At 63.3% G+C, this 20,516-nt stretch carries 21 protein-coding genes; 6 read left to right on the top strand and 15 right to left on the bottom strand.

The genetic code is table 11. The features are described from left to right. The first annotated feature begins 93 nt into the window (after window positions 1-93). On the top strand, window positions 94-843 hold the full coding sequence (locus ACR2J1_RS06840; protein ID WP_434018587.1) for an arginyltransferase: 750 nt from the start codon (window positions 94-96) through the stop codon (window positions 841-843). A 12-nt stretch (window positions 844-855) separates the two neighbouring features. On the opposite strand, the gene parC is transcribed toward ACR2J1_RS06840, so the two are convergent. The 12 genes from parC to folK all read right to left on the bottom strand — a co-directional run bounded on the left by parC (window position 856) and on the right by folK (window position 12,774). Next, window positions 856-3,108: a DNA topoisomerase IV subunit A gene (gene parC / locus ACR2J1_RS06835; protein WP_434018586.1), complete on the bottom strand. Its 2,253-nt coding sequence runs from the start codon at window positions 3,106-3,108 to the stop codon at window positions 856-858. Window positions 3,109-3,159: 51 nt separating this feature from the next. Further along, the gene (locus ACR2J1_RS06830) at window positions 3,160-3,657 is read right to left on the bottom strand and encodes a CAP domain-containing protein (protein ID WP_434018585.1); all 498 of its coding nucleotides are present in this window, start codon (window positions 3,655-3,657) and stop codon (window positions 3,160-3,162) included. Next, a complete protein-coding gene (gene recO, locus ACR2J1_RS06825; RefSeq protein WP_434018584.1) occupies window positions 3,657-4,388 on the bottom strand; it encodes a DNA repair protein RecO in 732 nt (243 codons plus the stop codon). The genes ACR2J1_RS06830 and recO overlap by 1 nt, the downstream gene beginning before the upstream one ends. Before the next feature lie 621 nt (window positions 4,389-5,009). After that, the gene (era, locus tag ACR2J1_RS06820) at window positions 5,010-5,939 is read right to left on the bottom strand and encodes a GTPase Era (protein ID WP_434018583.1); all 930 of its coding nucleotides are present in this window, start codon (window positions 5,937-5,939) and stop codon (window positions 5,010-5,012) included. After that, on the bottom strand, window positions 5,932-6,642 hold the full coding sequence (gene rnc / locus ACR2J1_RS06815; RefSeq protein ID WP_434018582.1) for a ribonuclease III: 711 nt from the start codon (window positions 6,640-6,642) through the stop codon (window positions 5,932-5,934). The genes era and rnc overlap by 8 nt, the downstream gene beginning before the upstream one ends. 2 nt (window positions 6,643-6,644) lie before the next feature. Beyond that, complete coding sequence (gene lepB, locus ACR2J1_RS06810; RefSeq protein WP_434018581.1) at window positions 6,645-7,397, bottom strand: signal peptidase I; 753 nt, start codon at window positions 7,395-7,397, stop codon at window positions 6,645-6,647. A gap of 75 nt (window positions 7,398-7,472) precedes the next feature. Then, complete coding sequence (gene acpS, locus ACR2J1_RS06805) at window positions 7,473-7,883, bottom strand: holo-ACP synthase (RefSeq protein WP_434018604.1); 411 nt, start codon at window positions 7,881-7,883, stop codon at window positions 7,473-7,475. Further along, window positions 7,883-8,689, bottom strand: coding sequence for a pyridoxine 5'-phosphate synthase (locus tag ACR2J1_RS06800; RefSeq protein WP_434018580.1), 807 nt, complete (start codon window positions 8,687-8,689; stop codon window positions 7,883-7,885). Before ACR2J1_RS06800 ends, acpS begins: the two co-directional genes overlap by 1 nt. Window positions 8,690-8,702: 13 nt before the next feature. Continuing rightward, window positions 8,703-9,260 carry a DUF2062 domain-containing protein gene (locus ACR2J1_RS06795; protein ID WP_434018579.1) on the bottom strand — a complete coding sequence of 186 codons (558 nt, stop codon included), beginning with the start codon at window positions 9,258-9,260 and terminating at the stop codon, window positions 8,703-8,705. 148 nt (window positions 9,261-9,408) lie between these two features. Next, on the bottom strand, window positions 9,409-11,643 hold the full coding sequence (locus tag ACR2J1_RS06790) for a RelA/SpoT family protein (protein ID WP_434018578.1): 2,235 nt from the start codon (window positions 11,641-11,643) through the stop codon (window positions 9,409-9,411). Between the two features lie 84 nt (window positions 11,644-11,727). Further along, complete coding sequence (gene rpoZ / locus ACR2J1_RS06785; RefSeq protein WP_434018577.1) at window positions 11,728-12,138, bottom strand: DNA-directed RNA polymerase subunit omega; 411 nt, start codon at window positions 12,136-12,138, stop codon at window positions 11,728-11,730. Window positions 12,139-12,216: 78 nt separating this feature from the next. Beyond that, window positions 12,217-12,774 (bottom strand): 2-amino-4-hydroxy-6-hydroxymethyldihydropteridine diphosphokinase, encoded by a 558-nt coding sequence (folK, locus tag ACR2J1_RS06780; protein WP_434018576.1) that lies wholly within the window; start codon window positions 12,772-12,774, stop codon window positions 12,217-12,219. Window positions 12,775-12,873: 99 nt separating this feature from the next. On the opposite strand from folK, the gene ACR2J1_RS06775 reads away from it, so the two are divergent. From ACR2J1_RS06775 to ACR2J1_RS06765, 3 genes are all read left to right on the top strand, one after another. Continuing rightward, window positions 12,874-13,503, top strand: a complete 630-nt coding sequence (locus ACR2J1_RS06775) for an NYN domain-containing protein (protein WP_434018575.1) — start codon at window positions 12,874-12,876, stop codon at window positions 13,501-13,503. Window positions 13,504-13,536: 33 nt separating this feature from the next. Continuing rightward, window positions 13,537-14,208, top strand: coding sequence for a uracil-DNA glycosylase (locus tag ACR2J1_RS06770; protein ID WP_434018574.1), 672 nt, complete (start codon window positions 13,537-13,539; stop codon window positions 14,206-14,208). Window positions 14,209-14,280: 72 nt separating this feature from the next. Continuing rightward, window positions 14,281-14,682, top strand: a complete 402-nt coding sequence (locus tag ACR2J1_RS06765; RefSeq protein ID WP_434018573.1) for a DUF3775 domain-containing protein — start codon at window positions 14,281-14,283, stop codon at window positions 14,680-14,682. On the opposite strand, the gene ACR2J1_RS06760 is transcribed toward ACR2J1_RS06765, so the two are convergent. The 3 genes from ACR2J1_RS06760 to dapA are packed head-to-tail and all read right to left on the bottom strand — an operon-like array spanning window position 14,646 to window position 16,565. Further along, complete coding sequence (locus ACR2J1_RS06760) at window positions 14,646-15,188, bottom strand: peroxiredoxin (protein ID WP_434018572.1); 543 nt, start codon at window positions 15,186-15,188, stop codon at window positions 14,646-14,648. The genes ACR2J1_RS06765 and ACR2J1_RS06760 overlap by 37 nt on opposite strands. 3 nt (window positions 15,189-15,191) lie before the next feature. Next, window positions 15,192-15,665 (bottom strand): SsrA-binding protein SmpB, encoded by a 474-nt coding sequence (gene smpB / locus ACR2J1_RS06755; protein ID WP_434018571.1) that lies wholly within the window; start codon window positions 15,663-15,665, stop codon window positions 15,192-15,194. Window positions 15,666-15,680: 15 nt separating this feature from the next. Then, a complete protein-coding gene (dapA, locus tag ACR2J1_RS06750) occupies window positions 15,681-16,565 on the bottom strand; it encodes a 4-hydroxy-tetrahydrodipicolinate synthase (protein ID WP_434018570.1) in 885 nt (294 codons plus the stop codon). Between the two features lie 383 nt (window positions 16,566-16,948). Between dapA and ACR2J1_RS06745 the strand changes: the two genes are divergently transcribed. After that, window positions 16,949-19,306, top strand: a complete 2,358-nt coding sequence (locus tag ACR2J1_RS06745; RefSeq protein ID WP_434018569.1) for a lytic transglycosylase domain-containing protein — start codon at window positions 16,949-16,951, stop codon at window positions 19,304-19,306. A 124-nt stretch (window positions 19,307-19,430) separates the two neighbouring features. Next, complete coding sequence (locus ACR2J1_RS06740) at window positions 19,431-20,318, top strand: alpha/beta fold hydrolase (RefSeq protein WP_434018568.1); 888 nt, start codon at window positions 19,431-19,433, stop codon at window positions 20,316-20,318. Window positions 20,319-20,516 lie beyond the last annotated feature (198 nt).

The raw sequence follows: 20,516 nt of genomic DNA, 5'->3' as shown, positions 1-20,516 counted from the left end.
GATGCGGCCCTTGTTACGAGCAATTGCGCGTGGCCACTTTCATCCACTAAGCTCGATCCAAAGAGGTTCCGGATTCGGACAGTCTCGACGGGCATGACAGAGCACAAGAGCAACTTTCCAGAGTTCTACATCACCGCCCCGCAGCCCTGCCCCTATCTGCCGGGGCGGCTGGAGCGAAAGCTCTTCACGCACCTCACGCGCGACAAGCCCTATTTTCTGATCGACAATCTCCTGAAGGGCGGTTTCCGGCGCAGCCAGAACATCGCCTACATGCCCTATTGCGATGCGTGCTCGGCGTGCGTGCCCGTTCGCATCCTCGTGGATGAGTTCTATCCCGGGCAATCGCTGAAACGAATCCGCCGCCTGAACAGCGACCTCGTCGCAACGCGCATGGCCCCCGCGCCGAGCGCCGAGCAGTATTCCCTCTTCCGCACCTATATCGACGCGCGTCACGCCGACGGCGGCATGGCCGAGATGTCGGTGCTCGACTATTCGCTGATGGTCGAGGACAGCGTGGTCGAGACCTTCATCACCGAGTATCGCCTGAAGCCGGATCCGGAAGCCGGCGGCGACGCGCCGCTCATCGCCGTTGCGCTCTGCGACCGCCTCAGCGACGGCGTCTCCATGGTCTACAGCTTCTACGATCCGGAACTGAGCGCACGCAGCCTCGGCACCTACATGATCCTCGATCATGTCGACTATGCGCGGGCGCAGGGACACCCCTTCGTCTATCTCGGCTATTGGATCGAGGGGTCGCGGAAGATGCGCTACAAGAATCGCTTCCAGCCGCAGGAACGTCTCACCTCGAAGGGCTGGGTGCGCATCGACGCGCCTTGCGAGTAGCCGTCATTCGGCCTAGCCAAAGCGCGGACCGAAACTGTTCGACTTCGGGAAGCCCTTCGGCGGCAAACGCCCGGCCTGGGCACGAGCGCCCCACCAATCGCGCAGATCGCTGATGACGAAGTCGCGGCCTGCAGAGTCGGTATAAGGCAGCCCTTCCTTCTTCTTAAAGATCTTGGCGTCGGCCAGCCCGCCATCCTTGTAGCGCTGCAGACGCACGCCTTTGCCGCGCGTCATCTCGGGCAGCTCCTTCAATGCAAAGAGCAGCAACTTCCGATTGTCGCCGATCACCGCGATGCTGTCGCCGTCGACCGGCGTGCACAGGACGGCCTCTTCGCCGTCCGGAATGTTCAAGACCTGCTTGCCCTTGCGCGTCATGGCGACGACCTCGTCCTCGGGCACGATGAAGCCGTGGCCGCTAGTGCTTGCGACGAGCAGCTTGCGGCCGGGCTCATGCACGAAGATCTCGATGGCATCGGACGCATCCTCGATGTCGACCATGAGACGGAACGGATCGCCATGGCCGCGTCCCCCCGGCAGCTTGTCCGCGCCAAGCGTATAGAAGCGTCCATTGGTGGCAAACAGCAACAGCGTGTCCGTCGTTTGCGCCTGCACCGCGCGTTGGAGGCGATCGCCTTCCTTGAAGATGAGGCTGTCGAGCGCGGTCTGATGCCCACGGATGGCACGGATCCAGCCCTTCTCCGACAGCACGATGGTGATCGGCTCCTTTTCGATCATCGCTTCGGCGAGATCGATGTCCGCGCCCTCCGGCGCCTCGGCAAAACTCGTGCGCCGGCGGCCCAGCTCGGTCTTCTGCCCAAATTGGGCCTTCAGCGCCTCGATCTCATCGCCGATCCGCCGCCACTGCCTGTCCTTGGAACCAAGCAGCGATTTCAGCTCCTTGCGCTCCTTTGTCAGCGCATCGTGCTCGCGCCTCAGTTCCATCTCCTCGAGCTTGCGCAAGGACCGCAGCCGCATGTTGAGAATCGCCTCGGCCTGGATGTCGGTCATCTTGAAGGCGCGCATCAATTCGGGCTTGGGTTCGTCCTTCTCGCGGATGATTTTGATCACCTTGTCGAGGTTGAGATAGACGATGAGGTAGCCTGCGAGCACTTCCAAGCGGTGGTCGATCTTGGCGAGGCGGAATTTCGAGCGCCGCACCAGCACGACCTGGCGATGATCCAGCCATTCGCGCAGCGCCCGGCGCAGGCCGATCACATTCGGCACCTGGCCGCGGCTCAGGACATTCATGTTCAGCGGAAACCGCGTCTCCAGCTCCGTGAGCTTGAACATGGATTCCATGAGCAGCACCGGATCGATGTTGCGGCTCTTCGGCTCGAGGATCAGGCGCACGATATCGGTCGACTCGTCGCGGACATCGGCGAGGAACGGAAGCTTCTTCGCTTGGAGCAATTCGGCGATGCGCTCGACGAGCCGGGCCTTCTGCACTTGATAGGGAATCTCGGTGACGACGATCTGGTAGGTGCCGCGGCCGGTGTCTTCCTGCTCCCAACGCGCTCGCAGGCGGAAGCTGCCGCGTCCCGTCTTGTAAGACTGCACAATCGACTCGCGCGGCTCGACCAGAATGCCGCCGGTCGGAAAGTCAGGGCCCGGCACCAGATCGACCAGTTTGTCCGCGGTGGCGTTCGGAAACTTGATGAGATGCAGGGCGGCATCACAGAGCTCGCCCGCGTTGTGCGGCGGGATATTGGTCGCCATGCCGACCGCAATGCCGGACGACCCATTGGCGAGCAGGTTGGGGAAATTGGCGGGGAGGACGACGGGCTCCTCGTCTTCGCCATCGTAATTGGGACGGAAGTCGATGGCGTCCTCGTCGATGCCATCGAGCAGAACGGCAGCAACCGAGGTCAACCGCGCCTCGGTGTAGCGCATGGCGGCCGCGTTATCGCCGTCGACATTGCCGAAATTACCCTGGCCGTCGACGAGCGGGTAGCGCACGGAAAAGTCCTGCGCGAGACGCACGAGCGCATCGTAGACGGCGCGGTCGCCATGCGGGTGATATTTGCCGATCACGTCGCCAACGACGCGGGCGCATTTCTTGAAGCCGCCTTCGGGATCGAGCTTCAGCTGGCGCATGGCGTAAAGCAGGCGCCGATGTACCGGCTTCAGACCATCGCGCACATCGGGCAGCGCCCGGTGCATGATCGTCGACAGCGCGTAAGCGAGGTAACGCTCCTCGAGAGCTTCGTGGAGGTTGACGGGCTCGATCGGCCCTTGCGAATCAGGCGGCGCTATTCTCTTTCCCATGCCTCGCGGGATACAAGCGCGCGCGCTCTGAATCAAGCGCGGCTCGCGCCATCACTTGCAGTCAGGCTCGACGAACATCTGAATGGCGGTATAGGTCCAGCGATCGCCGTGCTTCCAGCCGGCGACGCCGACGCCGATCTCGGTGGCGGGCGAACGCAAGCCCTTCTCGTGTCCAGGCGATTTCTTCCAATAGGCCATGGCTTTGCTCATGGCCGCGCTGGCCGTCGCCGGGTCAGGCCGCGTCCAGGACTGATAAAAATTCTCCCAGACTTTGCAAACTTGGACTCCGGCTGCCCTCAGGCGATCGCGCGGTGATTTTCCATCCGCCCGGTGCCCAGCCTTGTTGGTTCGCGCGAGATAGGTGGCATAGGCCTGCGCGACCTGATTGGCGCGCGCGCTCTGGCTCAGGGCGGCCAGGCCTTTCTGCCGGCGATAGGCATTGGTCTCATTGACGATCGTCGATCTGGCACTCGATGCCACGTCGAATTGCTGTGCCTGCGCGGACGCCGACACAAGTTGCGCGAGGGCAAGAATTGCGAGCGCCCTCATCAGGCGGCGCGAGGGGTGCGGGCGAGGAGCCCGATGAGCCGTTCGCGCGCCTGCGGCATTGCGAGCCCGTGCGGCTCGAGCACGTCACGGGTCAGGAAATGGCCGGTGAGCGCGAAGCCCGCCGCAATGTCTCCCGCGTCAATACCGGCGTCCTCGTCCACGAGAAAGCGCGGCAGCTTGAGGAGCTTGCCGACATAAGGCTCCCCCGCTACGCGCGATACGGCACGGCCCGAGCGCGGCGAGACGAAAGCAAGGTCGATATCGGTTCCGGTCGCAGCACATTCCGACAGATCGATGCCAAAGCCGAGATCCTGCAACAGCATCATCTCCCAGTGCACTAGCAGCGCGGGCCACAGGAGTTCGTCGTCGAAGGCGCGTAAAATCTGCAAGGCCGTGGCGTAAAGCTGCCTATGCGGGTCGCGCTCGGGCAACAGCTTAGCCAAAGTGGCGAGCGAGGTGACCGCGGAGAGCGCCCGCTCGTCGTCGAGAATGAGGGCCGCGCGCGCTTCACTCAGTTCAATGGTGAAGCTGCCGAGATGTTCCGAGAGCCGTGCCCGCCAGGTGACGGCCACGACATTTCCAGGCTGGAGCAATGGCCGCACGCGGCGAGAGCGCCCTCCTCGCACCAGTCCAAGATGACGGCCATGAGCGCGTGTCAGAAGCTCGACGATCGCGTTGGCTTCGCCCAGGGCGCGGCAGCTCAAGACGATCCCTTCGTCGCTCCAATCCATGTCGCAAAGCTATAGCTTCTTGGGGTGCAGGCACAAGAAAGGCCCGGCGCTGGACCGGGCCCTTCCAAACTCAATACGTCCAAAGGCGACTAGCCACCGCTGGAGCTGCCGCCACCACCGGAGCTGCCGCCCGCGCCCGCCGAGCCGGACCCGACCGAACCACCCGTGCCGGACGATCCGCCGGTCCCGAGGGTACCGGCTGTGCCGCCGGTGCTGGGGCTGAGAGTTCCGGCCGTGCCGCCAGTGCTGGGGCTGACGCCCGTGCTATTGGCGCTTGGAGAGCTGCTGGTGGATCCAGGTGTACCTGAGGCCGACCCGTAATCGTGCATCTGGCCAGGAGCATAGTCAGACGCCCCTGGCGTGTTCGGCGCCGCGCCATAATCCGGGGTCCCGGCACCGGTGCCTGCACCACCCGGCGTACCAAGGCCTTGCGCGCCGCCTTCGGTTGTACTGGAAGGTCCTGAGGCTTGAAGCGCGGTCGCGCCGAAAAGTAGGGCCGCCGCAGCCACTGCGGGAACGAAGAATTTCATGGGTTTGACTCCTCTGTAAGTAGCTCGGGCAGTCAACGTGGGCACTGGCCGGCAGTTCCGGGAGGTGAGACCCGACGCCTTGTTGCCCGCTTTATCTCCCTTTTGGGTAGTCGAGGCCCATTTGGCGATAGCGCTCGGGGTCTTCGCCCCAGCGCCCGCGCACCTTCACAAAAAGAAAAAGATGCACCGGCCGCTCCAGCATGGCTGCGATGTCCTCGCGCGCGGCAATGGAGATTTCCCTGATCGTCGCGCCTTTGGCGCCGAGAACGATCTTCTTCTGGGTATCGCGCTCGACGAAGATCGTCTGCGCGATGCGGACGCTGCCGTCGGCGAACTCCTTCCACTCCGTCGCCTCGACGGTCAGCGCATAGGGCAACTCATCGTGGAGGCGGAGAAACAGCTTTTCACGTGTGATTTCGGCCGCAGCCTGCCGCAGTGACGCGTCGGTCAACTGGTCAGCCGGATAGAGCCAAGGCCCGGGTGGCACCGCGGCCGCAAGATAGGCTGTCAGGTCGGCGACGCCGTCACCGGTCGAGGCGGATAGCATAAAGATCTGATCGAAGCTGAATTGCGCCGAGACCTCGGAGGCGAGGCGCAGCAGCTCAGGCTTCGACACGAGGTCGATCTTGTTCAGGACCGCAATGGTGGGGCGCTTGATCTGGTGCAGATGCCGCAGCAAAGGAATCACGCTCTCGTCGAGCCCGCGCTTGGCGTCGATCACGAGCACAATCAGATCGGCGTCGCCGGCACGGTCCCAGGCCGCCGCGGACATGGCGCGGTCCAGCCTCCGCTTGGGCTGAAAGATTCCCGGCGTGTCGACGAGGATCACTTGGCTCTCGCCGATGAGCGCAATGCCGCGCACCGGTCCCCGCGTCGTCTGTGCCTTGTGGGTGACGATGGAGACCTTGGCGCCGACAAGGGCATTGGTGAGTGTGGACTTGCCACTGTTCGGCGCGCCGATCAGCGCGGCAAAGCCGCAGGCGGTCTTTGCGTCGGGAGATCTGTGCTCGGTCTCATCCATCGGAGGGGACCTGCCATACACCTTCGCGCAAAAGGAGAGCGAGTGCAGCGGCCTGCTCGGCCGCGCGTTTATTGGCGCCCTCGCCGCGCTCGGGCTCCACGCCTTCGATATGCACCTCGGCCGTGAAGCGGGGCGCATGGTCCGGGCCTTTGCGCGCAGCCTCGACATAATGCGGCAACGGCAAACCCCTTCCCTGTACCCATTCCTGCAGCACCGATTTCGCATCGGGCGCGGTGATTTCGAGATCCGCGAGCTGCGGGGACCAGAAGCGATGCACGATGGTTTTTGCAGGCTCGTAGCCGCCATCGGCGAAGACGGCGCCCAGCACGGCCTCGCAGGCATTGCCGAGAATGGTCTTTTTTCTGCGGCCGCCGCTTTCCGCTTCGCCCCCGCTCATAGTGATGAGCTCGCCCAGCTTCCATTCCTCCGCGATCGCGGCGCAAGTCTCGGTACGCACGAGCTGATTGAACCAGCGTGCCAGCTCTCCTTCGCGTGCCTCGGGGAAACGCGTGGACAAAAGCTCAGCGATGGCCAGCCCAAGCACACGGTCGCCGAGAAATTCCAGCCGTTCATTGTCCTCGATGGGCTTCTGGCCGGCGCGCGAGCTCGCATGCGTCAGCGCCAGCAGGGGAAGTTCCGGATCGTTGAAAACGTAGCCTAGTCGGCTGGAGAGATGGCTTGCGGTGTCGCGCCTCTTCGGCAAGCTCAGTGCACCGTCTGAAGGATGCGCGACCAGCGCACATCTTCGGGCCACTGCCAGAATTCCAGGAAGTGCGAGTCCTCACCCATGGAGAAGAAAATGATTTGCGCCTTGCCGACCAGATTCTCGAACGGCACGAAGCCGACCTCGGAGAGGAAGCGGCTGTCGGTGGAATTGTCACGATTGTCGCCCATCATGAAGAAGTGCCCCTCCGGCACCTTATAGACTTCGGTGTTGTCGCCGAAGCCATCCTTCACAGTATCGAGCACGGTATAGCTCACGCCATTCGGCAAGGTCTCGCGATAGCGCGCCATGCGGCGTTCGCGCGCGCCTTCCGTCACCACATAGTTGTCGATCGGAGTCTTCTCGACCGCCTTGCCGTTGATATGCAGCACACCGTTCAGCATTTGGATCTCGTCGCCGGGCAAGCCGATCACGCGCTTGATGTAGTCCGTCTCGTTGTCGCGCGGCAGTTTGAACACCACGACGTCGCCACGATCGGGCTCCTTCGACCAGATGCGCCCTGAGAACAGGTTCGGTCCGAAGGGGAAGGAGTAGCGGCTGTAGCCGTAGCTGTATTTCGAGACGAAGAGATAGTCCCCGACGAGAAGGGTCGGGATCATCGAACCGGACGGAATATTGAAGGGCTGAAAGAGGAAAACCCGCACGATCAGCGCGAGGATCAGGGCATGGATAACAACGCGGATCGTGTCCTTCACGCTGCCTCTCTCTTCCCGATCGTCAACTTCAACACTCATGGGGAAAGCTCCTCGCCGACCTCCCCCGCGGGGGCCCGGCCCGTATAGCCCCTCCCACACTTCCAGGCAAACCGCTCAATCGCGCGTGATGACGCGTACCGCAGAGATGATGACGATGGCCTGGGCGGTGGGAAAATCGTCGGTAATCGTAAGATCAATGCGTGCTTCATGACCGTCAGGCGTGAGCCGCGCGAGCGCTTGTGCCGCACCCCCGGTGAGCGCCAGCGTCGGGCGTCCCGACGTGAGATTGACCACGCCCATGTCGCGCCAGAAAACGCCATGGCGGAAGCCGGTGCCCAATGCCTTGGAGCAGGCCTCCTTGGCGGCGAAGCGCTTGGCGTAAGACGCCGCTTGCGCGTAGCGGCCATCGGATTTGCGCCGCTCCGTGTCGGTAAAGACGCGATTGAGAAAGCGCTCGCCGTAGCGCTCGATGGTGCGCTCCACCCGCCTGATGTCGATCACATCGCTGCCGAGACCGATAATCATCACGCGCCGCGCGCCCTCAACTCGTTGGCCGTATCCTGCACCTCCGCGCGCGTCACATCCATGATGTCACGCATGCGGGCGACGCTCTCACCGAGGCCGACGAAAAGGGCCTCGCCGACAAGGTAATGTCCGATATTGAGCTCGACGATTTGCGGGATCGCTGCCACCGCCGCCACATTCTCATAATCGAGACCGTGCCCGGCATGAACCTCGAGCCCTTCCCGCGCCGCCAGCCTCGCGCCCTCCACCAGGCGTTTCAGCTCGCGCTGCAGCGTGATGGAGTCGCCACCCAGCGCCGCCTCGCAATAGGTGCCGGTGTGCAGTTCTACGGCATCGGCGCCGGCCTTCCTTGAAGCCCGAATTTGCTCAGGGTCCGGGTCGATGAACATCGCAACCTGGATGCCGGCTGCCCGCAATTCCGCGACGAAAGGCGTTATCGCCGCCATCTGCGCGCTCACGTCGAGACCCCCTTCGGTGGTGAGTTCCTCGCGCCGCTCCGGCACAAGGCAACAGGCGTGCGGCCGATGTTTCAGCGCAATGGCCAGCATCTCTTGCGTCACCGCCATTTCCATGTTGAGGGGGACGGTGAGCGCGGCCATCAGCCGCTCGATGTCGGCATCGCGGATATGGCGGCGATCCTCGCGGAGGTGGGCAGTGATGTTGTCCGCGCCGGCCTCGATCGCCACCATCGCCGCGCGCAGCGGATCGGGATGGCCGCCGCCGCGCGCGTCGCGCAAGGTGGCGACGTGATCGATGTTGATGCCGAGGAGGATCGGCGCCACGCCGGCGATCCTGTCGATGTTCATTGTTGGATACCGCTCATCGTGCGTCGAGGACCTCGCCTCGCGGGCGAACGCCAAGTTCGCGGCGGCGATGCTGATACGCCTCGACCGTCGGCTTCACCAGCACATAGCTGAGCGCCGCGCCGGCAAGCCCCACCGGAATGGCGCCGAGAGACATCGGCTTCAGGATCGGCCATAGCTGATCCAGGGAGGCCTGGAAGATACCGTCGGAGAGATCGATCTTATGCTCGCCCGACCCGCTGCCGAGCATGAGGTTGCCGGCGACATAGGTGATGTACCAGAAGAACGGATAGGTCAGCGGGTTGCCGACAAAAGTCCCGAGCAGCGCGGCGACGATGCTCCCGCCGATCGCCCAGGCGATCAGGGCCGACATGAGCATGTGGGCGCCGAGAAACGGCGTGATGGCGGAAAACACACCCGCCGCAAACCCGAGCGCCACGGCATGCGGGGTCGCGCTCAGGCGGCGCACTCGATAGACGACATAACGGCTCGACCGTTTCCAGTTCCGCCGGGGCCATAGATGCACCCGCAGGCGCTCCCACCTGCTTTCTTCCTCGCGACGCCGGAACAGCATGATCACCTCGGTAGGGCCGCCCCAAGCCCCTGAAAGTCGAAGCCTTAGGACGGATAGCCCCTAACATATTTAGGCGGCCTCGCTCCAGAGACCAGAGGCCATGCGTTGAATTGCAGCAAGGAACTGCGGGCGCCCACGAAGGCTCGCGTCAGCCGCTCACCCTGCTCGCGTCACTGACGACGTCCTTGGCGCGCAAGCCGGCGATGATCTCGTTTAGATGTTTCAGGTCCCAGACCTCGAGATCGATGAGCATCTCGGTGTAATCGGGGACCTTATTGGTCAGCTTGATATTGTCGATATTGCCGTCGGCCTCGCCGATCACGGTGGCCACCTGCGCAAGACTACCGGGCTCGTTCAGAACCGCCACCGAGATCCGCGCGGGAAAACGCTGCGGGTCGTCTTCATCAATATCCCAGGTGACGTCGATCCAGCGCTCGGGCTCCTCGTCGAAGGCCTTCAGCCCCTCGGCGTGAATGGGATAGATGGTGATGCCGTGACCCGGCGACAAAATGCCGACAATACGATCACCCGGCACGGCGCCGCCATCGGCAAAGCTCACGGGAAGATCGCCGCCGAGACCGCGGATGGGAATGCCGTTTTGGGTCTCACCCTCGGCCTTGGAGCGCGCGCTCGAACCCGGCCAGCGGAACTTCAGTCCCATCACCTTGCCGAGCCCGAACCAGCCCTCGTCGTTGCGCTTCACCTTGCGCCGTCGCTTCGGCGCGTCGGCCGTCTCCCCTGGGAAAACCGCACGCACAACGTCGAGGGACGACAGCTCGCCGCGGCCGACAGCGGCAATCGCATCCTCCGCCGTCTTCTGCGACAGACGGCCAAGACCGGCGGTGATGGCCTCGTCGGTGAAGCTCTTGCCGCGCCGCGCAAAGGCGCGTGTCAGGATCTCGCGACCGAGCTTGCCGTATTGAGCCCTGACGGCTTCGCGCGTCGCGCGCCGGATCGCCGAGCGCGCCTTGCCCGTGACGGCGAGGCTTTGCCATGCGGTCGGCGGGCGCTGCGCCTTGGAGCAAACGATCTCCACCTCGTCGCCGTTGCGCAACTCCGTTGCGAGTGGCATGGACCGGCCATTGATCTTGCAGCCGACGCAGGTGTTGCCGACATCGGTATGGACGGCGTAGGCAAAGTCGATCGGCGTCGCACCGCGCGGCAGCGCGATGAGGCGGCCCTTTGGCGTGAAGCAGAACACCTGATCCTGGAACAGCTCGAGCTTGGTGTGCTCCAGGAACTCTTCCGGGTTGTCGCCTTCCAACAAAATTCCGACGAGATGGCGCAGCCAGCGATAGGCGTTGCTGTCCTGGCTTGGGAGCCTGCCATTCGCAGGGCCCGTGCCATTGGTGCTGTCTTTATAAAGTCCATGCGCGGCGACGCCATATTCGGCGACGGAGTGCATGCGCTCGGTGCGAATTTGCAGCTCGACGCGCTGATGGCGCGGACCGACGATGGTCGTGTGCAGCGATTGATAATCGTTCTGCTTCGGATTGGAGACATAATCCTTGAAGCGGCCGGGAACGACGTGCCAGGTCGTGTGCACGACGGCGAGCGCGCGGTAGCAGTCGATGATTTCAGGCACGATGATGCGGAACGCATAAATGTCGGAGAGCTGCTCGAGCGAGATCTGCTTGCGCTCCATCTTGCTCCAGATGGCGTAAGGCTTCTTTTCGCGGCCCGCGACGACGCCCGCGACCTTGGTCTCCTCAAGACGCGCCGTCAGCCCGGTCTCGATCTCCTCGATCAGGCCCTGGTTGCGTTCGCGGAGAATCTTTAAACGCTCAACGACAGCCGAGTACGCTTCCTGGTTCAGCCAACGAAAGGCGTGATCCTCAAGCTCCTCGCGCAACCATTGCATGCCCATGCGCCCGGCAAGGGGCGCATAGATGTCCATGGTCTCCTCGGCGATGATGCGTCGTTTGCCGGGCTTCATATGCTCGAGCGTCCGCATGTTGTGCAATCGGTCGGCAAGCTTCACGAGAAGCACGCGGATGTCGCTGGAAATGGCCAAGAGCAGCTTGCGAAAATTCTCGGCCTGCTCCGCCTTCTTGGTCACGAGGTCGAGCTTCTTGATCTTGGTCAGGCCCTCGACCAGCGAGCCGATCTCGGGACCGAACAGCGCGTCGATCTCGTCGCGCGTGGCGCCTGTGTCCTCTATGGTGTCGTGCAACAGCGCCGTGGCGATGGTGGCGTCGTCGAGACGCATCTCGGCGAGAATGGCCGCTACTTCAAGGGGATGAGAGAAGAAGGGAGCGCCGGAGGCGCGTTTCTGGTTGCCATGAGCCCGCATGGCGTAAATATAGGCGCGGTTGAGGAGCGCCTCGTCGGCGCCGGGCTCATAGCTCTTTACGCGCTCGACCAGCTCGTATTGGCGGGTCATCGATACCGCCCAGCACACAACGCGCCGCACACAATGCGGCGAGAAGCAGGGCTGTAGCCGCTACTTCTATTAGGGGAACTCAGGCTAGCGCGATCGTGGTCCCGCATTGGAGCCATCCGAGGGTGCCTGGCTCGCCATCCTGCGCAACAGCTCCTCCTCGGACATCTTGTCGATCGTGGCATCGCTCGACGGATCATCCTGACCAAGGATCGGCATCCGCGAGTCCGAGGAAAGCATCGGCACGGCGTCCGCCTCGGGTTCATCCACTTCGACATATTTCTGCATGGAATGGATGAAGTCTTCCTTGAGATCTTCGGAAGAAACCTTTTTGTCGGCGATCTCGCGCAACGCAACGACGGGGTTCTTGTCATTGTCCCGCTGCACCACGATTTCTGCACCGGCGGAAATCATCCGGGCGCGATGGCTCGCCAGCAGGACGAGCTCGAAGCGGTTTTCAATCTTGTCGACGCAATCCTCGACGGTGACGCGAGCCATCAGCTAATCCTTGTGTAAGGGCGAGAAAGTTCAACTCTATTTAGGCGGTTCGTTCCCGGCTGGCAAGCGGAGCAAGGGCTAGAGCCGCTTGAGAATCCTGCCCTGTTCGCCGCGGGCCACGCGCCGCCAAAGCTCGGCCGCGGTCCGCCGCAGGACTGGATGGCGCCAATCGGGTGCGACATCGAGCAGCGGTCTGAGCACGAAGGGCCGCTTATGGGCGAGCGGGTGTGGTAAAACGAGGGGACGCGGACCGGCGTGGCCAAAGCGCAGGCTTCTCTTCGGCCCATGCATGACGAGGCCTTTATAATCCACGATGTCAAGATCGAGGGTGCGCGGGCCCCAGGGCCTGCCGCCACGGCGCCCTGCTTGTGCCTCCACCTGCTTTAGAAGCCGCAAGAGCGCGGCCGGCGGGATGCTCGTCTGCACGCGGGCGACGGCGTTGACGTAGGGAGGTTGCCGTGCGGCGCCGACGGCCGCCGTCTCGTAAAAGGGCGACACAGCCACAACGACAACCCCTTTCTCCTCCAGCGCGCGCAGAGCGCGCCGCAATGTTTCGGGAGGAGTTCCCCACGGCCCCGGAAAATTGCCCCCCAAAGCTACCAAGATGCTGTCACTGAGCGGCGATTGTGCAGTCACGCTTGCATTCCTATGTAATTAGCAGCCCCCTTCGTTCCGATTCTCAGGGTGGCTGGTTTTTTGCGCTCAACGCTTTAATTTCCAGTGATCGGAGCCTGAATGAATTTCTCTCCAACCGAGCGCATCGCGCTCTTTATTGACGGCGCCAATCTCTACGCCACCGCGAAATCGCTCCCCTTTGACATCGACTACAAGCGCCTGCTCCTGTTCTTCCGCAGCAAGGGGCAACTCGTTCGCGCGCTCTACTACACCGCCCTGGTAGAGGATCAGGAGTATTCGTCGATCCGGCCGCTGATCGACTGGCTCGATTATAACGGCTACACGATGGTCACGAAGCCGACCAAGGAATTCGTCGATGCCACGGGCCGGCGCAAGATCAAGGGCAATATGGACATCGAGCTTGCCGTCGATGCCATGGAGCTTTCCGACCATCTCGACCATGTGGTGCTGTTCTCGGGCGACGGCGATTTCCGCTCGCTGGTCGAGGCGCTGCAGCATAAGGGTAGGCGGGTCAGTGTCGTCTCCACGCTGACGACGACGCCGCCGATGGTCGCCGACGAATTGCGGCGGCAGGCGGACCAATTCATCGACCTTGCCGATCTCGAAAAGGAGATCGGCCGCAATCCCGCCGAACGCGGCCAGCGCCGCCGGCCTGAACCAGAGCCGCTTGATGAGTTCGAGTCTGAGGATTTGATCGAGACCGGACGAATGCCTGCCACGCACGGCTAGCGCTCGCGCTGCCACGGCCTTAGTGATGGGAAGATGACTCCCGTCGCTACGAATCAATGCGACCCTCCGGAGCCTGTCCGAGAGTGTCCGTTCTGTCCGCGCCTCGTCGCCTTCCGACAGGTCAACCAGGTTGCGCACCCGAATTGGTATAACGGCGCTGTCCCATCCTTCGGAGCGGAGGATGGGCGCTTGCTCATCGTCGGGCTCGCGCCGGGACTGAAGGGCGCGAACCGCACCGGGCGTCCCTTTCTCGGCGACTATGCCGGTGAACTGCTTTATCGGACGCTGCTGAAAGTCGGACTGGCGCGCGGCACCCATGATGTGGCCGCGCCGGAAGCCCTTCGCCTCGTCGATTGCATGATCAGTAATGCGGTACGCTGCGTCCCTCCGGCGAACAAACCGCTTCCTGTCGAGATCGGGCGCTGCCGGCAATTTCTCATCAGCCGCCTCGCGGCCTTGCCGGGCTTGCGCGTGATCCTTGCCCTCGGCCGCATTGCCCATGACAGCACGCTCGACGCGTTCGGCCTCAAACGCGGCGCGTATCCGTTTGCGCACGGCGCACGGCATCTGCTTCCCGAAGGCCTCATTCTCTTCGACAGCTATCACTGCTCGCGCCAAAATACGAATACAGGACGCCTCACGCCTGCGATGTTCGAGGCTGTGTTCGCGGATATCGTGACAGACCTCGCCGCTCCCGCCGGCTAACGCGCCTTGCCGCCGCCTGCCAAGTCGGGCATCCTTCAAGCCGCCTACGCGTCGTTGCCGGACAGGTGCCTCATGGCCTCCTTAGAGATCTCGCCCAGCAAAGTCGGCTACGTTATCGTCAAGGCGCGCGAATATGGCGCGAAGGTCGGCGCCTGGGACGACAGTGCGACCTCAGATCACGATGCCGACTCCATCCTTGAAGATTTCGCCGACGACCCAACGCGCGCCGAGCTCAAGGGTTTCATCAGGGACCTGAACGAAGACGAGCAGGTTAGCCTCGTCGCGCTCGCCTGGATCGGCAGAGGCTCCTATGGACCCGACGAGCTTGATGAAGCGCTGGAGACCGCCCGCGCCGAGCGGGTCAATCGCACCGAGGACTATCTCATGGGGATGGCGATGCTTCCTGATTATCTCGAGGAGGCGCTCGATCGTCTCGGCTACTCGGTGGAAGACGCCGAGGAGGACTCGCTCTGAAGCGCGGCTAGGACCTCGCTCGCATGAAGCGCCGGATTTTCGACGGGGAAGAACACGCGCTCGATGCTGCCACTGTCGAGAATGAGTGTCAGCCTCTTTGAATAGATCTCACCGCCGGTCGCGAAGCTTGGAAGGCCTAACGCTGCGGAGAACCGCCCGTCTGCATCGCTGAGGATTGGGAACGGCAGCTTGAGCCTCACCGCCATCTCGCGCTGATAGTCGATTGTCTGACGGCTTAGGCCGAACAGCTTTACCTTTGCGGCCGCGAAGGACGCTGTGAGATCGCGGAAGCCTTCGAGCTCCGGCGTCGAGCCATGCGCGCCTGGAATGTCGTCCCAGTCAGGCGGATTCGGCAGTCCCGGCGGGCCGGTCCAGGGATAAACGGCGAGGACGCTGCGTCCCCTTAACGCCGCAACGCAGACAGCGCCGCCGTCGGTTGCGGCGAGGGTCATGTCCGGGAGCTGCATCCCCGGCCGAAGGTGAGCGGCTGCGGGGTCGTAAGACACCCCCTACCCCTTGTCGCGCATGAGACGGCCCTTTTGCCGCTGCCAGTCGCGCTTCTTCTCGGTCTCGCGCTTGTCGTGCAGCTTCTTGCCGCGAGCGAGCCCCAGCTCCACCTTGGCGATGCCGCGATGATTGAAATAGAGCCGGAGGGGAACCACGGTCATACCCTGGCGCTGGATCGCGCCGGCGAGACGGCCGATCTCTTTTTTATGCAGTAGGAGCTTGCGCGGTCGCGTCGGCGCATGATTGGCGCGGCCAGCCTGCGCATATTCGGCGATATGGGCGTTAATCAGATAGATCTCGCCGCCTTCGTCCGCCGCGTAAGACTCAGCGATCGTCGCCTTGCCGGTCCGGAGCGACTTCACCTCGGAGCCGAGCAGAGCGATGCCGGCCTCGATCTTGTCCTCGATCTCGTAGTTGAAACGCGCTTTTCTGTTCTCGGCGACGACTTTCTTGCCGTCGCCGGTTTTGGGAGCCATCACATCACCGCTGAATTAGACGTGCGCAAGACCGACGGAAGCGAGCGCCTCGTCGACCTTCTTGCGAGCATTCGCGCTGAGCGGCGCGAGCGGCAGCCGGGTCTCGCTTGCGCAGAGGCCCAGCTTCTCGGCGGCATATTTGACCGGCACCGGATTGGACTCCACGAACAAAACGTCGTGCAGCGGCATCAAGCGATCCTGCAGGTCGAGCGCGCGCTTGTAGTTGCCGCCAAGGCAGGCAAGCTGAAACTCCGAGCATAGTGCTGGCGCGATATTCGCCGTGACCGAGATGCAGCCATGGCCGCCATGCGCCATGAAGCCGAGCGCGGTTGCGTCTTCGCCCGAGAGCTGAATGAAATCGTGGCCCAACGCTGCGCGTTGCTGGCTCACCCGCGCGAGATTGGCGGTCGCATCCTTCACGCCCACGATATTCGCGAGCTTGAAGAGCCGCGCCATGGTGTCGGTGGTCATGTCGACGACGCTGCGCCCGGGAATATTGTAAATGATGATCGGAATGGCGACCGCGTCATTGATGGCCTTGTAGTGGAGGTAGAGCCCTTCCTGCGTCGGCTTGTTGTAATAGGGCGTTACAACGAGCGCGCCGTCGGCGCCCGCTTCCTTCGCATGTCGCGTGAGTTCGACCGCTTCCGCCGTGGCGTTCGATCCGGCGCCCGCGATCACGGGCACGCGGCCCGCGGCAGCCTCGATGCAAAGCTCGACCACCCGCTTGTGCTCTTCGTGCGACAGTGTCGGGGATTCCCCCGTGGTTCCCACGGGAACGAGCCCGTGGGTGCCCTGGTCGATCTGCCACTCGACAAGTGCCTGGAAGGCCTTGGCGTCGATCTTGCCGTTCTTAAACGGGGTAATCAGCGCGGTGATGGAGCCTTTAAACGGCGGCATGGGCACGGGGCGCAGGCTCCCAGGTCTTGTGTGCGCGGCGGGTGGGTCGGTCAAGAAAGCGAGCGCGGACAATAGGGTTTTGCGGTATGGGCGGCAAGCTTGGGCGGAGCCTCTCACCGTCGAGGCCGGCTGGAGCCGCCTGGAGTTTTCCACAGCCTGTCGCGTGATGGGCTTGCCAAATCGCGGATGATTCTGCGCCGTTTGGTTGTGTCCAACCGACACGCAGGCGTGGAAAGCCAAGGCTTCCAGTCATCTTTCCGCCTGATTCTTTTAGACATTGTTCAATTCAAGCACGTTACAGTGCAACCTTCGTCGCGGCTCCCCGGCTCGGGGGACGTCCTGATCAGTCTTAGCCAGGCCGTAACCGGTACCGATCGACGAGCATGAAACGCTGTAGAGTGAACGTCCTAGCATTGTTTGCCTCGCTCGCCTGCCTCGCTCCCGGCGTGGTCGCGGCGGCGGACAAGCTCGTTCCCCTTCCCGATAAAAATCCGAGCAGAGCGGAGACCACTGCCGCGCTGCCGCAGAGCGACAAAGCCCTCCCGGCGGAGCAATCGAAGCAGGCCGCGGCGCCCGCCGAGGAAGCTGCTGCCGCGATCGAGGCTGCGGCGCCTCTCGTAGACATTCCCTGGCCGGATCCCAATCCCAAGCGCGCCGCAGCGAGTCCCGGTTATGCCGTGAAGGGCGCGGTCACCGACACACCGAAGCCGAGAATCGATTTTGCAGCGCTGCTGCAGCCGCTTCTCGCTTACCAACTCAGCAGTGGCGACGAGAGCAATTTCAGGGCCGCGGTCCGCGCAAGCTCCAGAGGCGACGGCGCTACGGCCGCAGCATCCATCGCGCAGATCAAGGACCCAGCCGCCCGCACCCTCGCCACCTGGCTCGAATATCGCAGCGGCAGTCGGGCGCCGGATCCTGTCGCGATCGAAGAGTTCCGCCGCACGCATGAAGAATGGCCTGGCCAGGACGATCTGCGCGAGCGGGCCGAGGCGCTGCTTTTTCTGCAAGACACCGACGTCGACAAGATCAAGGCCTTCTTCGCCACCTCTGCGCCGCAGACAGGGGCCGGAAAGGCTGCTTTAGCCAGCGCGCATTTGAAGGGTAATGGCGATGAGGCCGCGGCGCGCGAACTCGTGATTTCCGCTTGGCGGGATCACCAGCTTAACGCCGACATCGAAAAGAAAATCCTCGACCGCTTCGGCTCGATGCTCACCCGTGAGCATCACAAGGCCCGGGTCGACCGCCTGCTGTATCCCGACGACAAGAAGGCGATCGATGCTGCGCTCCGCGCCTCCAAGCTTCTCCCCACCGAGGAGCAGAAAAAGGTGGCGGCACGCATTGCGGTGATGAAGCGGGGCGAAAACGCCGGCAAGCTCCTCGCCGCATTGCCGGCAAGCGCGACCAGCGGCGACGTTGGCCTCCTCTTCAATCGCATTCAGTGGCTTCGGCGCAAGGACCGCGACGAGGAAGCCTGGAAGATGCTGCTCGATGCGCCGAGCGAACCCAACGTCCTGCTCGACCTGAACACTTGGTGGGTGGAGCGGCGCGTGCATTGCCGCTCGGCGCTCAATCTCGGCGAGCCAAAAGTCGCCTACGAGATCGCGGCCAAGCATGGCCTCGTCTCGGGCGATGCCTATATCGAGGCGGAGTTCCTCGCCGGCTGGATCGCTCTGCGTTTTCTCAACGATCCGCAGACGGCAAACACGCATTTCACGGCGCTGCGCAAATCCGCCACGAGCTCGAAGAGCATTGCGCTCGGCGAATATTGGCTCGGCCGCACCTCGCTCGCCCTCGGCAATCAAGGCGCCGCCATCATCCACTTCCATGGCGCTGCGAAATATCCGCAATATTTCTTCGGACAGCTGGGGCGTCAGGCCCTCGACGTGAAGCCCGCGCGGCTTGAAGTGACGGCGACGCCGCTGCCGACACAAGCCGACCTCGACCAGTTCCTCGCGCGCTATGCGGTTCGCGCCATCGGCATCGCAGAAGTGGCCGGCCTTGGCGGTTACGTGCCGCAATTCTTCCTGGCGCTTTCGCGCAAGCTTACGAACCCGGCCGAAGTCGTGCTCCTCGCCGAGCTCGCCAAGGCAACGGGCCAGAACCAGCTCGGCTTGCGATTATCCAAGATCGCGTTCAACCGCGATCTTCCGGTCGGCGACTACGCTCTTCCCCTCGGAGGCATTCCGCAATTCAAGAGCCTCCTCTCGCAGCGTCTCGACCCCGCGCTCGTGCATGCGCTGTCGCGACAGGAGAGCGAATTCAATGCCGGCGCAAAAAGCCCGGTCGGGGCAAGCGGCCTCATGCAGTTGATGCCGGGGACCGCGAAGGCTGTCGCCAAGCAGTACAAGGTCAAATACGCAGCCTCGCAGCTCACCGACGCCGCCTATAACGTGCAACTGGGCGAAGCGCATTTGAACGATCTCGTGAGCAACTATTCCGGCTCCTACATCCTCGCACTTGTCGCCTACAATGCCGGCCCCGGCCGCGTGCGGGACTGGACCAAGGAATTCGGCGATCCGCGCGACCCGGAGGTCGATCCCATCGATTGGGTGCAGCGCATTCCCTTCACGGAGACGCGGGAATACGTCATCAAGATCATGGAGAGCCTCCAGCTCTACCGCTCCAGGATTTCGGGCCCCGTGGGTGCGCTACAGCTCGTGCAGGATTTGAACCGCGGCAGGAGCTTCATGCACCCCTCGGCCACGGCGCAGCAGGCCTCCGCGGTGGCGAAGCCGGAATAACGCCAGACGGCTGCGCCCAGCTTGGGCTTGCCCCGCCGCACGGTTTGCTCAACACTGCGGCCGATCGTGGGGAATTGCCCCGCTACATCTGGTCTCGACAACTCCCAAGGCCCAGCTCACGACGATGCCCGCTCTTGCTGACGAGCTCTGGCGTGACATCCATTACGCGTCCTTCGACGATCTCCGCCTCTATGCGCGGCATTATCCCGCGCGGGGTGCAACAGCCCGCAGCGTGGTCTGTCTTCCCGGCCTCACCCGCAACAGCAAGGACTTTCACACGCTCGCTTGGTATCTCTCCACGCACCCGGAACGGCCGCGCGATGTCTACTGCCTCGACTTTCGCGGCCGCGGCGCCTCGCAATTCGACCGGCACTGGCACAATTACACGCCGCTGATCGAGCTGCGCGACACGCTCGATTTCATGGCGATCGTAGGACTCCACCAAGCCGCGATCGTCGGCACATCGAGAGGCGGCATCGTCGCCATGATGATGGGAGCGTTGCGCCCAACCGCCATGGGCGTGGTTGTGCTCAACGATATCGGCCCGGTGATGGAGACGCGGGGGCTCGCGCGCATCATGGGCTATGTCGGGAAGATGCCGGTGCCGCGAACCTGGGACGACGCGGTCGTGCAGTTACGCGAGATGAACGGGCGCGCCTTCTCAGCCATCGCAGCTGCGCAATGGGAGGAGATCGCGCACGATCTCTTCAATGAGCGGAAGGGCCGGCCCGCGCGCGGCTACGATCCCAAGATTGGGCGCGCTTTTCGCGGCGTCGATCTGCGACGGCCGGCGCCGGCCCTGTGGCCGCAATTCACCGCTCTACAGCAGTTCCCGGCCTTCGTGCTCCGCGGCGCCAACTCGGATCTGCTGAGTGCGGAGACCGTGAGCGCCATGGTGGAGCGGCACCCGAACCTGCGCACGGTCACGGTGCCCGGCCAGGGACATGCGCCCTTCTTGCGCGATCGCGACAGCGTGGAGGCGATCGAGATGTTTCTCGCCGCCAACGACTAGTGCTCAGTTAGAGGTTTGCTTCTTCCGCTCGTAGCGGGAGCGCGCAAGGGAGCCTAGTGCCAGCCCCGCGGCAAAGACAAAAACGAGCAGCACCCAGGTGCTGAGCGCAAAGTTGCTCATCGTGGGTTGTGCCTTTTTCGGCTCAGGACCGCACCGGCCAGCGCCTGATCCAGCCCAGCGCAAAGCCGACCGCAAATA

This window comes from Methyloceanibacter sp., assembly GCF_050999895.1.
Classification (GTDB): Bacteria; Pseudomonadota; Alphaproteobacteria; order Rhizobiales; family Methyloligellaceae; genus Methyloceanibacter.
This window is presented reverse-complemented; position numbering and strand designations above follow the sequence as displayed.